Source organism: Mesorhizobium sp. STM 4661 (assembly GCF_000359125.1).
Classification (GTDB): Bacteria; Pseudomonadota; Alphaproteobacteria; order Rhizobiales; family Rhizobiaceae; genus Mesorhizobium.
Genome location: NZ_CAAF010000068.1, coordinates 1 through 13,797 on the forward strand (window position 1 = coordinate 1; position 13,797 = coordinate 13,797).

11 protein-coding genes are annotated in these 13,797 nt (G+C 61.8%); 4 read left to right on the plus strand and 7 right to left on the minus strand.

Going from position 1 to position 13,797, the window contains the following annotated elements:
- The coding region (locus MESS4_RS22860; RefSeq protein WP_036241911.1) for a 3'-5' exonuclease at nucleotides 1-1,723 on the plus strand (1,723 nt) is incomplete at its 5' end.
- 9 nt (nucleotides 1,724-1,732) lie between these two features.
- Here MESS4_RS22860 and MESS4_RS32580 read toward each other — a convergent pair.
- The 6 genes from MESS4_RS32580 to MESS4_RS22895 all read right to left on the minus strand — a co-directional run bounded on the left by MESS4_RS32580 (nucleotide 1,733) and on the right by MESS4_RS22895 (nucleotide 8,807).
- Nucleotides 1,733-3,121 (minus strand): RNA-directed DNA polymerase, encoded by a 1,389-nt coding sequence (locus MESS4_RS32580; protein ID WP_157385646.1) that lies wholly within the window; start codon nucleotides 3,119-3,121, stop codon nucleotides 1,733-1,735.
- A gap of 702 nt (nucleotides 3,122-3,823) precedes the next feature.
- Entirely contained in the window at nucleotides 3,824-4,873 is a 1,050-nt protein-coding gene (locus MESS4_RS22875) for an ABC transporter permease (protein ID WP_006336085.1), read from the minus strand.
- Nucleotides 4,870-5,667 (minus strand): ATP-binding cassette domain-containing protein, encoded by a 798-nt coding sequence (locus MESS4_RS22880; RefSeq protein WP_006336087.1) that lies wholly within the window; start codon nucleotides 5,665-5,667, stop codon nucleotides 4,870-4,872. The genes MESS4_RS22875 and MESS4_RS22880 overlap by 4 nt, the downstream gene beginning before the upstream one ends.
- 85 nt (nucleotides 5,668-5,752) lie before the next feature.
- Nucleotides 5,753-6,766: a substrate-binding domain-containing protein gene (locus tag MESS4_RS22885; protein WP_006336089.1), complete on the minus strand. Its 1,014-nt coding sequence runs from the start codon at nucleotides 6,764-6,766 to the stop codon at nucleotides 5,753-5,755.
- 104 nt (nucleotides 6,767-6,870) lie between these two features.
- The gene (locus MESS4_RS22890) at nucleotides 6,871-7,779 is read right to left on the minus strand and encodes a sugar phosphate isomerase/epimerase (RefSeq protein WP_006336091.1); all 909 of its coding nucleotides are present in this window, start codon (nucleotides 7,777-7,779) and stop codon (nucleotides 6,871-6,873) included.
- A 5-nt stretch (nucleotides 7,780-7,784) separates the two neighbouring features.
- Nucleotides 7,785-8,807, minus strand: coding sequence for a Gfo/Idh/MocA family oxidoreductase (locus tag MESS4_RS22895; RefSeq protein ID WP_036241913.1), 1,023 nt, complete (start codon nucleotides 8,805-8,807; stop codon nucleotides 7,785-7,787).
- 191 nt (nucleotides 8,808-8,998) lie between these two features.
- Between MESS4_RS22895 and MESS4_RS22900 the strand changes: the two genes are divergently transcribed.
- Nucleotides 8,999-10,024, plus strand: coding sequence for a LacI family DNA-binding transcriptional regulator (locus MESS4_RS22900; RefSeq protein ID WP_006336099.1), 1,026 nt, complete (start codon nucleotides 8,999-9,001; stop codon nucleotides 10,022-10,024).
- Nucleotides 10,025-10,118: 94 nt separating this feature from the next.
- On the opposite strand, the gene MESS4_RS22905 is transcribed toward MESS4_RS22900, so the two are convergent.
- The gene (locus MESS4_RS22905; protein WP_006336106.1) at nucleotides 10,119-10,433 is read right to left on the minus strand and encodes a hypothetical protein; all 315 of its coding nucleotides are present in this window, start codon (nucleotides 10,431-10,433) and stop codon (nucleotides 10,119-10,121) included.
- A 232-nt stretch (nucleotides 10,434-10,665) separates the two neighbouring features.
- Between MESS4_RS22905 and MESS4_RS22910 the strand changes: the two genes are divergently transcribed.
- Nucleotides 10,666-12,162, plus strand: a complete 1,497-nt coding sequence (locus tag MESS4_RS22910; protein WP_006336107.1) for an esterase-like activity of phytase family protein — start codon at nucleotides 10,666-10,668, stop codon at nucleotides 12,160-12,162.
- Between the two features lie 114 nt (nucleotides 12,163-12,276).
- Entirely contained in the window at nucleotides 12,277-13,749 is a 1,473-nt protein-coding gene (locus MESS4_RS22915; RefSeq protein WP_006336108.1) for an MATE family efflux transporter, read from the plus strand.
- Nucleotides 13,750-13,797: the final 48 nt, after the last annotated feature.

Sequence of the window (13,797 nt, forward strand, 5' to 3'; positions counted from 1 at the left end):
GCGCTCTTCGGCCGAGACCCGTGCCACCGTAAATATTTGCTGCGTCGGCGACGACGACCAGTCCATCTATGGCTGGCGTGGCGCCGAGGTCGACAACATCCTGCGCTTCGACAAGGATTTCCCCGGCGCCACCATCATAAGGCTGGAGCGCAACTACCGCTCCACCGCGCACATCCTTGGCACTGCGTCCCATCTGATCGCCCACAATGAGGGCCGCTTCGGCAAGACGCTGTTCACCGAAAAAATCGCCGAGGACGACGAGAAGGTGCATGTCCATGCCGCCTGGGATTCGGAAGAAGAGGCGCGCGCCGTCGGCGAGACCATCGAGGCCTACCAGCGCCCAGATAAACAAGGAAATCGGCATAATCTGAACGACATGGCCATTCTCGTGCGCGCGTCCTTTCAGATGCGCGAATTCGAGGATCGTTTCGTTACCCTCGGCCTCAATTACCGCGTCATCGGCGGTCCGCGCTTCTACGAGCGCATGGAAATCCGCGACGCGCTGGCCTTCTTCCGCGTCGTCGCGCAAGGCGCCGACGACCTCGCTTTCGAGCGCATCGTCAACGTGCCGAAGCGCGGGCTTGGCGAAGCCACCATCCGCCAGATCCACGATACGGCGCGCGCGCTCCGCATTCCGATGCTGGAGGCCGCCGCCAAGCTCGCCGAAAGCGACGAGCTGAAGCCGAAGCCGCGCGCCGCACTGCGCGAGGTCGCGGCCAATTTCGAGCGCTGGCAGAAGGCGCTGGAAACCACGCCGCACACCGAGCTCGCCGAGACCATTCTCGAGGAGAGCGGCTACACCGACATGTGGAAGAACGACCGCTCGGTCGAAGCGCCGGGACGGCTGGAGAATTTGAAGGAACTGATCCGCTCCATGGAGGAGTATGAATCGCTGCGCTCCTTCCTAGAACATGTCGCCCTGGTGATGGACGCCGAGCAGAACGCCGAGCTCGACGCCGTCAACATCATGACGCTGCATTCGGCCAAGGGCCTCGAATTCGAGACCGTTTTCCTGCCCGGCTGGGAGGAGGGCCTGTTCCCGCATCAGCGCGCACTGGACGAAGGCGGCCGCTCCGGGCTGGAGGAGGAGCGCCGCCTAGCCTATGTCGGGCTGACCCGCGCCAAGAAGAACCTGCACCTCTGGTTCGTTTCCAACCGCCGCATCCACGGTCTATGGCAATCGACCATTCCCTCGCGCTTCCTCGAAGAACTGCCGGAAGCCCATGTCGATGTCGCCGAAAGCGGCAACTCCTATGGCGGCTACGGCAATTCCTATGGTGGCGGCTCGTTCGCCTCGGGCCGTGGCGGTCGCCAGAACCCCTATGGCGCCTCGCGCTTCGACAATGTCGGCGAAGAGAAATCGGGAAGCTTCTCCAACACCTACGCGACGCCCGGCTGGCAGCGCGCTCAAGCCAACCGCACCGAAGCGACCGACCGCAACTGGGGCTCGCGCTCCGGCCATCAGGTCGAGCGCATCGGCTATGGCGAGACCGACTCCGGCTATGGCGCCGGCCGCACCTCGGTCAAGGGCCGCACCATCGACGGCGAACTGGTCGCCAAATCCGTCGCCGACACGCCATCGGCCTTCAATGTCGGCGACCGCGTCTTCCACCAGAAATTCGGTAACGGCAATATTGCCGCCATCGAAGGCAACAAGCTGACCATCGACTTCGACAAGGCCGGCCAGAAACGCGTGCTGGACGGGTTTGTCGCGGCGGTGTGAGATCGTGCCTTATACATAGTCCTCAGTCGTAGCGTCCTCCAAATCCTCTTCTTCAAAATCAAGATCTGCATCCATATCAAGATCTTCTCCAAAATTAAGCGTGCTCCGCCGCACCTGCCAATTAAAAGACGCCTTCAACATTAACTCGCGAAGCGATAGGGATTGTCCAGAGGACCTATAGAACTCGATTTCTTTTTCAAAAATGTACTTAAAATATTTGTGATTCTTTAAAAAATTTGTATTTTTCTTCTTCGTGAACCCCTTTAGAGTCGCTTCATAAGCGTAGAGCCACATGTGGGAGTGAAGGCCATCCTCATTTAGAAATGTGTTCCAGTGGCTTCTCTTGAGGGATCCCTTCACTAGACCCTTGTCATCCAAATCACATATCAATATCGCAATAAAAGGATTCTCCTCGTCAAACAGCGGCCTAAGTATCCTAGAGCTTATTTTAATCTTAAGTCTTATACACATATGCAAAATCCAGGTAAGTTCTCCGTAATTGCGCAAAGAAACAAGATTCTTTACCAAAGACGTAGCAAATTTCTCCAACCGACCGCAGTCGGTGATTGGCTTTATCGTATTTCTTGTTATTACAATATCACAAACCGGCGCGATTAGAGATGGATCCAACCGTGCAATCGGAAGAATGTGATCCTCTATCGCTCGCCAGTCTTGATCTCGCAAGAAAGAGAAACGAAGCCTGCTAAGCGCGAACAGGTAAACGTTTTTGTCGCTGTCGCGCTTTGCGATAGACTCTATACCGTAAAAGAACCTCTCCAATTGCCCGTCCTGAAAGGGTACGATCGGCGCCAATGATCTCACTTCTTCTTTCCAGCCATTCAGATGCGAAAGGCCAGATGGATACACGCCCGTCTTTCGATGATTAATATCCAGTTCAAATTCAGTGAGTATCTTCCTAACCAGAGATGCATATCTTTCTCCAACTTCGCGAGTCGGAACGCCTACGATGTAGTCATCAACGAAGCGAATTGCTTCCACTCCTCGTGGAAGGCTTTTTCTGATTTCAACATCAAGAGCCGAGCCGATCAGTTCCGAAATAACTCTAGACGTGTCAGGACCAACTGGAAGGCCTATTGTTTGCCCGTCTTGGGAGTTTCTCACTAAAAGATCTAGCAAGTTTCCAAAATCGTTGTAGCTTCGGTTCTTTTTGGCATAGTCCTTACCATGCGCCGCCCATGAAATTGAATGAGTATATATCGAGTGAAAGAACCTGCTCACATCTGTCTTTAAGACGTAATTCTCTATTGCACCGATGTGCATCTCAAAGCGATCGCGAGAATCGAAATTTGGTCGTAGAACAGCTCTCTCATCAGAAGGGTCAAATATTGGCTTCGAGGAACTGTACTTACTTTCATTTATTTTTTTCTTTATTTCCATCCATTTATCAGAAATCGTAAAAGACAGAAAGAAATAATTGACAGGATTGACTATAGAATGCTTTCGATGCTCAAAACCAAATCTTGGAAAGTAGATGTCAGTTCTATTTGTCTTATAGGAGTAATAGGCAGGGTCACCATTTTTAAGCGGAGGTATACTGGTAAAATTTGTCAGGAGATGCTGTCGATGCAAGCCAAAATTCGTACTGTAAAAGCAACGAGGTAGTTCCGGAGGAAAGTACCCCATAGACAAAAACCGCTCGTGGATTTTTCTAGGAGACCTGATTTGGATTTTCTTCTTGACCATGTTATTAAAGACCCCCCAATTAGATTCCGTGTGTGAACCTAGGAGGTTATCTAAACTCTGTCAAAACCCTTGTAGTTATCGCCGGGAAATCCGGGGGTAGTCTACGTTCTTCCGCCCCTCTCGCCGGCCACAACGATATCGCTCGCGGCAAACAGGATTTCCTCCGATCCTACCCGCCAGTCCTTCTTCCTACGCAGCAGGAACTCAAGGTCCATACAGATATACTTAAGCTCCTCGGACTGCGCGCTCTTAACGATTGCGCGGGCCCAGGGTCCTTTCTCCACCGACATGCGCAGTTCGTACCAGCTGATCGCGCCCGCATTCGGGGCTGTGACGCCTTCCAGACTGTGGCCACAAGGTCTCCGTTCGAAGCTCGGCTAAGGGTGGCAGCCCCGTTCACCGATACCGCGCCTGGTTCCACTTATGCCCCAGCAGCGACAGGATGATGATCAGCCCGTTGAAGAACTGGACGTAGAAGCCGCTCAGGCCAGCCGCCACCACGCCGGTCTGGATGAATGAGACGGTGACGGCGCCGATGGCGCCGCCGACTACGGTGCCGATGCCGCCCCAGGTCGGCGTGCCGCCGACGAACACCGATGCCAGCACCGGCAGCAGATAGCCGTCGCCGGCCGTCGGCCACCAGGTGAAGTTGATCATCACCGAGAACGTGCCGGCGATCGCCGCCCCGATGCCGACGAAGACGAACACTTTCACCCGCACCCGCTTGACGTCGATGCCCATCTGCTGGGCGCTGTCGGGATTGTCGCCAACCACCCTCACCTGCGCGCCGAAGCGATGCCTGTTGTAGAGCAGCGCCGACAGCACGACGAAGGCGATGGCCCAGAAGATCTGCACCGGAATGCCGTAGAGCTGGCTGGAGAAGATCTTGTAGGCCCAACTGTCGGCGAGGCTGGTCAGCGCGGTCGACTTGCCCTCGTTGATGATCTGGATCAGGCCGCGCAGCAGGAAATTCATGCCGAGCGTGGCGATCAGCGACGACAGCCCGCCATAGACGACCAGCGACCCCACGAGGAAGCCGAGCAGCGTGCCCGTGGCGATGGCGGCGGCGATACCGAGGAACGGGTCGTAGCCGGCCTGTACGACCAGCGCGAACACCCATGAGGCAAAACCCATCGTCGCCGGAAACGACAGGTCGATCTCGCCGCAGGTGACGACGAAGACCAGCGGCACCACCACGAACAGCGCCACCGGCAGCGTGGTCAGCACAGAGCTGTAGAGATACCAGGTGGTGAACACGACCGGGTTGGCGATCATGAACACCGCCATCATGACGATGAACACGCCAAGCGTGCCGAGTGAAGCGCGGTTGTCGAGGATGAAGCCGCGCAGCCAATTGTCGGACGGGTGTCGCCACTCTTTCCCGGCGGTTTCGCCAGGCGTGCCGCCGAGGGAGCTCTGCAGGTCGGGTTCCATGGTCTTGCTCATCGCGCTCGCTGCTCCATTTCGCCGGCCTCGTGCAATCCGGGCAAGCCACCGGGATGCGCCACGTCTTCCATGAAGTTGATCAGGTCTTCGGCCGACTTGACCTCGCTGCGGTCAGCGGTGAGCGCTACCTTGCCGCGGTCGAGCACGACGAAGCGGTCGGCGATGTCGAAAACGTGGTGGATGTTGTGGCCGATGAACAGGATCGAGCGTCCGCTGGCCCGCACCTGGCGCACGAAATGGAACACCTTGGCGGTTTCGGTCAGCGACAGCGCCGTCGTCGGCTCGTCGAGGACGATCAGCTCCGCCTTCTTGTAGATGGCGCGCGCGATCGCCACGCCCTGGCGCTCGCCGCCCGAGAGCTGGCCGACGATTGACTGCGGCGTGAACACTTTCGAGGTGAAGCCGATCTCGCGCATCAGCCGGCTCGCCTCCTCGATCTCCTTGTTGACCTTCAGCCAGCCCATAAAGCCGGTGAGCTCGCGGCCCATGAAGATGTTGCGCACGATCGTCTGCTGCACGGCGAGCGCCCGGTCCTGGAACACCGTTTCGATGCCGGCGTCGCGCGAGCGTGCCGCACTCCATCCGGTCACCGGCTTGCCACGGACCAGGATCTCGCCGCTGGTCGGCTTGACCACGCCGGACAGGATCTTGATCAGCGTCGACTTGCCGGCGCCATTGTCGCCGATCAGGCCGACCACCTCGCCACGGTCGACACTGAGATTGACCCCGCCCAGCGCATAGACCTGACCGTAGGACTTGCTGATGTCGCGCAGTTCGATGATGCGTTCGGCCATGGCGATCCTCGCTTTGATTTTCGTGCCGGCGTTCTCGCCAGCGGCCCCGCCGGCCGGGCTAAATCCCGGCCGGCGGCTTGGGAGGTCAGCGCAGCGCCTGCTTGGCGAGCTCGGAGACGATCTCGTAGTTCTGCGGCGTGACGAATCCGGCGCCGGTGTCGACATTCATCGGCGCCAGACCGAGCACCACCTGCTGGCAAAGGCTGAGGATCGGCAGATAGCCCTGCAGGAAGGGCTGCTGGTCGGCGGTCAGCTGCACCCAGCCGCCCTTGAACGCCTCGACGATCTGCGGGCTGGTGTCGAAGCCGAAATTGAAGATGTCGCCCGCCTTTCTGCCCGCCGCCTGCATGTAAGTCGGGACGTTGCCCAGCATCTGTCCGCCGGGATAGCCGACCGCCTTGACGTCGGGATTGTTGAGCAGCGCCGCGGTGATTACCGGAATGGCCAGATTGGGATCGGACGCCCATTCGCCGCTCGGCGGCGAGGAGAGCTGGATGACCTCGACGCCGGCCTCCTTGAGCGCGGCGACCGTGCCACGCTCGCGCGCGCCGCGAGCCTCGTTCTCGAACGGCCCGATCATGATCGCCTTGTCGCCGGCCTTGAGCTTGCCGAGCTTGAAGGCTTCGGCGCCGAGCGCGCGACCCTGCTGTTCCTGCTGGGCGCCGACATAGCCGCCGCCGAACGCCGCCACCACCTTCGGCACCGGCACGTTCTGGTACATCATCTTGATGCCGTCCTTGTGCGCCTGTTCGGCCAGCGGCATGATCGAAGCGTCGCCCGGATGACCCATCATGGCGATGCCGTTGGGCTTCACGGCGACGGCTTCGCGCAATTGCTGCACCATCTTTTCAACGTCCCACTGGGAAAAGATGTAGTCGACCTTGGGCCCAAGGTCGGCCGCCGCCTGCTTGGCGCCATTGTAGACGATGGTGCCGAAGGCGTCGCCCTCAGCGCCGCCGACGAAGAAGCGGATACGGACATCCTTGCACCATTGGGCGTCGAGCGCCTGCGCCGGCAAGGTGGAGATTGCGGCAGCGAGCGCCGTGGCGGCGGCCACGACGGTCGAGCGCAGAACTGTCGTTCTCATCGCGATGCTCATGCACTTATCCTCCCATTGTTCCCTCGCAAGCCGAGGGGTTTCGACGAATGCTTCGGCTTATCGCCGTAATGCTTCACTGACCGGCTCCTCCCGCCGGCCCATCCTCAAACCGGATTTGGCAGGTAGCTGGCACCTCCCCGGCATTGCTTGAGATAATCCAGCGCCCGCGCCTGGCCCGTAATCTCGAGGTCGCCGCGATAGACCGGGTCGTGCCAGCCCTCGATGTCGATGGCACCCTTGTAACCGGCGAGCCGCAATTCGCTGATCACCCGCGTCCAGTCGCTGTCGCCGAAGCCCGGCGTGCGCATCTGCACGAACGGCAGCCGGCCGAACACGCCATGCTCGCGGATCACGTCCCAGCGCACCGTCGCGTCCTTGCCATGGACATGGAAGATGCGCGGCGCCCATTTGCGGATCTGCGGCATCGGGTCGATGAGATAGACGAGCTGATGGCAGGGCTCCCATTCCAGACCGAGATTGTCATCCGGCAATTCGTTGAACATCAATTCCCAGGCGTCGGGATTGTGGGCGATGTTCCAGTCGCCGCTGGCCCAGTTGCCGTCCATGGCGCAATTCTCGAAGGCGATGCGCACGCCCTTGTCGGCGGCGCGTTTGGCCAGCTTCCCCCAGACCTCGCGGAAGCGCGGCAGGCTGTCGGGCAGCGGCTTTCCGCGGATGCGGCCGGTGAACCCGCTGACCGTGGAAGCGCCAAACAGATGCGCATTGTCGATGACGGTCTCCCACGCCTTGAGCACGCCCTGATCGACATCGCCGCTCTCCAGCGGATTGCCGAACACGCCGAGCGACGAAACGATGACGTCGGCATCGCCGATGGCGTCGCGGATCTGGCCGGCGAGCCTTGGCAGATCCTTGCCGCCCAACGTCTGCCAGAAGAAGGGCTGGATACTCTCGAAGCCGAGCGGCAGTATCGCCTTGATATAAGCGGCCGGGTCGTCGAGATTGGCCCGCACCATGGTGCCGATCCTGATGTCGAGAAGCGGATTTGGCATCATTGTCATTACCCTGCGATCGCCACGCGGCGCCCTGTCTCGGCGCTCTCGATGGCGCCGAAGACCATGGCCAGACTCTTGATATTGTCGGTGCCGCGCGTCTCCGGTTCGGTCCCGGTTTCGACGGCGTGCATGAAATCCCTGATAATACCGAGATGGCCGTCGGCGCGATCAGCCGGATCGAGCGGCGGCACGTCGACCGCCTCGGTTTTGTCGAACAAGCCGTCACGGACCGACAACACGACCTCTGCCTTCAGATCGTCATGTCCATCCCAAAGCAGGCTGCCGCGCTCGGCGACGATGCGCCAGATGCCTTCCCAGCTGGTGCGGAAGCCGGTCGCGCACCAGGAGCCGGCATAGGTGAACAGTCTGCCGCCGCCGAGATCGAAGACAGCACTTGCCGACGACCCCTGCCGGTACCAGGAATTGGCCGGTTCCCACTCCTGGCAATAGACGCTCACCGGCTCGCCGCCGACCATGTAGCGGGCAGCGTCGAACGTATGGATCGCCATGTCGAGCAGCAGGACATGGGCCATCTCCTCGCGAAAGCCGCCGAAATGCGGGGCGACGAAGAAGTCGGCATGGATGCTGGTTGGCGCCCCGATGGCGCCGGAGTCGAGAAAGCGCCTGATGCGCCTGACATTGGCGACATAGCGGCGGTTCTGCACGACGGCGTGGACGCGCCCTGCGCTGCGCGCCGCCTCGACGATGGCGCGCGCATTGTCCGGGCTGTCGGCCAGCGGCTTCTCGGTCAGGAGATGACAGTGATGCGCAAAGGCCGAAAGCGCGACATCGCGCCGGGCGGCAGGAACCACGACATCGAACACCGCTTGCGGTTTGGTCAGGTCGAGCACCGCGTCGAGGCTGGTTCCGATGACCGCGCCGGAGAGTTCGTATTCGCGCGCCCTTGCCTTCGCCCGCTCGGCGTCGAGATCGACAAGACCGGCAATCCTGAGTCCGTCGATCTGCCTCGCGGCATCGAGCCAGTGCTTGCTCATGGCGCCGCAGCCGACCAGGACGACATCCATCATCCAACTCCTCCCGTTCGGTCCCTCCAGACCGAAGTCACGGCATTCACGGCATCACCGTAAACGTTTTTCCGTAAACGTTTACGACAACACACCCGATGGGATAGAATGTCAATTGGCGGCTCGCAAAAATCGTCTTTATCCTTGGCCTGTGCGGCTGCCGGTGCTAGCCAAGAAAGGGGGAGAACCGTCCTTTGGCGTCCAGCATTCACGACCTTGCGCGTCACCTGAACATTTCGATCGGCACCGTGTCGCGCGCACTCAACGGCCGCGCCGACGTCAATGCCGACACGCGCCAGCGCGTGCTCGATGCGGCGGCAAAGCTGAACTATTCGCCGAACCAGTCCGGCCGCAGCTTGCGGCGCGGCTCGACCCATTCGATTGCCTTCATGCTGCAGCCGCATCCCGGCGACCAGCAATATGGCGAGCCCTTCTTCATTCCGTTCCTGACCGGGCTGCAGGCGAAACTCGCCGAAAGCGGGCTCGACCTTATCGTCGTCATGGGCGCGCCGGGCGACTATCAGCAGGAACGCCTGCGCCGTGTCGTCGAGACGCGCCGGGCCGACGCCGTGGTGCTGGCCTGGACGCGGCGCGAGGACGAGCGCATCGATTATCTGACCAGGGTCGGCTTCCCCTTCGCGACGCTCGGCCGCAGCCGCTCCGGCGGCAAGTCCTATCCTTCGCTCGACCTCGATTTCGAAAAGGCCGGGGCCGAGGCGGTCGACCGGCTGGTGGCGCGTGGCCATCGCCGCATCGCCGCCATCCGTCCATCGCTCGACCTCAATTTCGGCTATCTGTTCCTCGCCGGCTATCGCAAGGCCCTGCGGCGCCATGGCATCGAGGTCGATCCCGAACTGATCGCGTCCGGCTTCATCAACGAGGCCGGCGGCTACGAAGTCACCCCTGGGGTGATGAATTCCAAGGACCCGCCGACCGCGATCATCTTCAACAACGACGCGATGGCGCTCGGCGGCTGCAAGGCGCTGGCCGAGATGGGCATCAAGCCGGGACACGACATGGCGGTGATCGTCATCGTCGATACGCCGCTCTGCCGCTACTTCTCGCCGGCGCTGACCGGCTTCCGCCCTCCCCTGGAGCCGATGGGGCGGCGGCTCGCCGAAATGCTGCTGGCCTCCATCCCTGCCTACGCCGGGGAGGAAGGCCCGCGAACCATCCGCGAAGTCTGGCCGCTGGAGCTGATCGCGCGCGACAGTGATTGATCCTGACGGAACAGAGCCGGCTTAGTTGCGAATTCGTTTGTGGAAGCGAACACTGTTCTTCTATTGCAACGCGGCGCGTCAGACCTTGGCGACCTCAATCCACCTTCTTCTCGCCTGCCTCGCCGCGTTTCACTATGTCACCCGTTGTGAACAGGATCTCCTTGAGTTCAGCCCGCCAGTCGTCCTTTTGACGCAGGAGGAATTCGAGATTCATGCCGAAATGCTTGAACTCCTCGCCTTGCGCATTTTTCATGATGGCGCGGGCCTGGGCGTCCTTTTCCACCGACATACGCTGTTCATACCAGCTTATCGCCTCCGCCTCCTCGATCAACGAGGTGACCATGCGGGCAAAGGTCCGCACCTTCTGCGACAATTCCTCCGGCGGTTCGTGATACTGGTCGAAACTCATTTGTTCATCCTCCCGATTCCCTGCCCTGATCGTCCAAAAGCGGCGCCATAGCTTCGCTGCAACGGGCCAGAATGGAAAATGGTTCCGGCTGCAGAGAGCGGCCCGCCTTGTCACGCAAGTATCATGTTTGAGCCCTAGACCGCTTGGCGGAAAGGCGCAGGCGGCATCATCGATGCGACGCCCCCTAGGGTTGCGCCCCGCTCCGGCACGCTTCGTCACAAAGGGGATATCCATGAAAAATCTGTATCGAACCGCCTCGCTCGGTGTCGCGCTCGCTTTGTTCACCGCCCTCACCCCAGCGCTCTTGACGCCGGCGCTCGCCGACGGCACCGCCTACGTCAACAAGGGATTGGTCGGCGTCGGCCGCATTCCAGCCAGCCGGAAGGACAAGTTCGGCGAGACCTTCGGCTCCGGTTCCGGCATGTCGATCGACGCCAAGGGCTGGACGCATGACGCGACCGGCTACAAGGGTTCGCTCTGGCTGCTGCCGGATCGCGGCTACAACGTCGTCGGCACCACTGACTATCGGCCGCGCCTCAACACCATCGCCATCGAGCTTGCGCCGGTAGCACCCGGCGCAGCACCCGCCGCCGGACAGGAACAGTCGGGCGTCAAGGCGACGCTCGCCGACACCATGCTCTTGACCGACGACAAGAATGCCGATGCCACCGGCCTCGACCCGCTCAACGGCGTCCGCGCCGCAGTTGGCGACATGCCGATGCTGCCGCAGGCCGACAATGGCAAGCTGGCGCTCGACAACGAAGCGATCGCGCGGCTGCCCGACGGCACCATGTTCATCTCCGACGAGTATGGCCCGAACATCTATCGCTTCTCGGCCGATGGCCGTCTGATGTCGGCCACGCAGCCGCCGGCGGCCCTGGTGCCGATGCGCCGTGGCAAGCCGAATTTTGCCTCGGACAACCCAGGCCCCGGTGCGGCCGAACCCGATCCGAAGGATCCCGAAACCGGCCGCCAGAACAACCAGGGCCTCGAAGGCATGGCGATGACGCCCGACGGCAAGTTCCTGATCGCGGTGCTGCAATCGGCGCCGCGGCAGGATGGCGGCGACTCGCCGGCGACGCGCCAGAACACCCGCGCGCTGGTCTACGATGCCTCTGACCCCGCCCACCTCAAGCTGGTGCATGAATATGTCGTGCCGCTGCCGGTGTTCAAGGATGCCAAGGACAAGACCAAGGTGGCGGCGCAGAGCGAGATCCTGGCGCTGTCCGACAAGACCTTCCTGATGCTGGCGCGCGACAGCGGCAATGGCCAGGGCTTGAAGGGCGACGCCTCGCTTGTGCGCCAGATCTTCGTCGTCGATGTTTCGGCCGCGACCGACATCGCCGGCGGCGCCTTCGATGCCGCCGACAAGCCGGTGGCGCCCAAGGGCGTGCTCGACCCGTCGGTGACGCCGGCCAAGCTGACGCCGTTCATCGACATGAACGACAAGGCCGAGCTCGGCCGCTTCGGCCTGCACAATGGCGCGCCGAACGACCACGACAATCTCTCCGAGAAGTGGGAAGCGATGTCGCTGGTCAGCGTGCTCGACCCCAAGCTGCCCGACGACTATTTCCTGTTCGTCGCCAATGACAACGACTTCATGACCCAGGACGGTTTCCAGGTCGGCGCGCCTTACAAGGCCGAAGACGGCGCCGATGTCGACACCATGTTCCTGGTCTATCAGGTGACGCTCCCCGGCCTTTCGGCAAACAGCCTCGTCGCGAACTAGCCCAGCCATCCGGGCGGGTGCACCCGCGCCTGCCTGGAAAAAGGTGCATGGGAATCAGGCCTGCGATATCATCGCGGGCCTGATTCAGTTGAGCCCTTCGCCGAGCTGCCCGCCATGGACGAGAAGATGCCCGCGCGCCGTCGCACCGGCGACCTGACCAGTGGCCCTATCCCAAGCACGCTTCTGCTCTTCGCGCTGCCGGTGCTCGGCTCCAACGTGCTGCAATCGCTCAACGGTTCGATCAATGCCGTCTGGGTCGGCCGCTTCCTCGGCGAGGCGGCGCTGGCGGCGACTTCCAACGCCAATCTCGTGCTGTTCCTCATCCTCGGCACGGTGTTCGGCATCGGCATGGCGGCCACCATCCTGGTCGCCCAATCGGTCGGTGCCCGCGACCTGCCCGAGGCCCGGCGCATCGTCGGCACCAGCGCCACCATCTTCTTTGCCGTCTCGGTGGTGTTCGCGGTCTGCGGCTGGATCTGGGTCGACTCCATCCTTAACGCGCTCAGCACGCCGGCCGATGCCTTGCCGCTGGCCCGCTCCTATTTGCGCATCATCTTCCTCGCCGTGCCGATGATGAACCTGCTCTCCTTCGTCATGACGGTGCTGCGCGGCGCCGGCGATTCGCGCACGCCGTTTGTCTTCATGGCGCTGGCCGTCGTGCTCGACATCGTCTTGAACCCGCTGCTCATCCGCGGCATCGGCCCGTTCCCCGAGCTCGGCATCGCCGGATCGGCGACCTCGACGCTGATCGGCCAGACGGTGAGCGTCATTGCCATCCTCATCGTGCTCTATGCCCGCAAGCACCCGTTGCGGCTGGCCGGCGCCAACCTCGCTCTGCTGCGGCCGGATCCGGCGCTGCTACGCATCGTCGTCTTCAAGGGCGTGCCGATGGGCCTGCAGATGATCGTCATCTCGGTCGCTGCGCTGACGGTGATGGGCATGGTCAACTCCTACGGCTCGCAGGTCGCGGCCGCCTACGGCATCGCGGCCCAGCTCTGGACCTATATCCAGATGCCGGCGCTGGCGATCGGCGCCGCGGTCTCCTCGATGGCGGCGCAGAATGTCGGCGCCGGCCGCTGGGACCGGATCGGCCGCATCGCCATGTCCGGCGTCGGCTTCAACCTCGTGCTGACCGGCGCGCTGGTCGCGTTGCTGTTCGTCTTCGACCGCCCGGTGCTCGGCCTGTTCCTCAGCAGCGACAGCGCGGCCATCGACATCGCCGCCCACATCAACAATGTCGCCTCCTGGTCGTTTATCCTGTTCGGCGTGACGATCGTGCTCTTCGCCACCGTGCGCGCCACGGGTGCTGTGATGCCGCCGCTGATCATCCTGGTGATCTCGGTGCTGATCGTGCGCACCGGCTTTGCCTATTTCTTCCGCAGCCTGATCGGCGAGGAAGCGCTGTGGTGGAGCTTTCCGGCCGGCTCGATCGCCTCGCTCCTGCTCGCCGCCGCCTATTACCGCTTCGGCCGCTGGCGCAGCATGCACATGATCGAGGACAGGCCGGCCGCCGGCGAACCGCCTGACACCGGCCTCGGCGTGCCGCGCCAGCGCGCGCATCTGTCGCCGGAAACGCCGAACGGCTGAAGAGGCTGGTTCAACGCGCGTATTTCGCGCCGAACCCCAGCGCCACCG

What these genes read in the sequence shown, in the direction of transcription:
- MESS4_RS22910 (WP_006336107.1), top strand. Translation starts at nt 10,666, where the DNA reads ATGAAAAATCTGTATCGAACCGCCTCGCTCGGTGTCGCGCTCGCTTTG.
- MESS4_RS22880 (WP_006336087.1), bottom strand. Translation starts at nt 5,667, where the DNA reads ATGGCCGAACGCATCATCGAACTGCGCGACATCAGCAAGTCCTACGGT.
- MESS4_RS22905 (WP_006336106.1), bottom strand. Translation starts at nt 10,433, where the DNA reads ATGAGTTTCGACCAGTATCACGAACCGCCGGAGGAATTGTCGCAGAAG.
- MESS4_RS22885 (WP_006336089.1), bottom strand. Translation starts at nt 6,766, where the DNA reads ATGAGCATCGCGATGAGAACGACAGTTCTGCGCTCGACCGTCGTGGCC.
- MESS4_RS22890 (WP_006336091.1), bottom strand. Translation starts at nt 7,779, where the DNA reads ATGATGCCAAATCCGCTTCTCGACATCAGGATCGGCACCATGGTGCGG.
- MESS4_RS32580 (WP_157385646.1), bottom strand. Translation starts at nt 3,121, where the DNA reads ATGGAAATAAAGAAAAAAATAAATGAAAGTAAGTACAGTTCCTCGAAG.
- MESS4_RS22915 (WP_006336108.1), top strand. Translation starts at nt 12,277, where the DNA reads ATGGACGAGAAGATGCCCGCGCGCCGTCGCACCGGCGACCTGACCAGT.
- MESS4_RS22895 (WP_036241913.1), bottom strand. Translation starts at nt 8,807, where the DNA reads ATGATGGATGTCGTCCTGGTCGGCTGCGGCGCCATGAGCAAGCACTGG.
- MESS4_RS22875 (WP_006336085.1), bottom strand. Translation starts at nt 4,873, where the DNA reads ATGAGCAAGACCATGGAACCCGACCTGCAGAGCTCCCTCGGCGGCACG.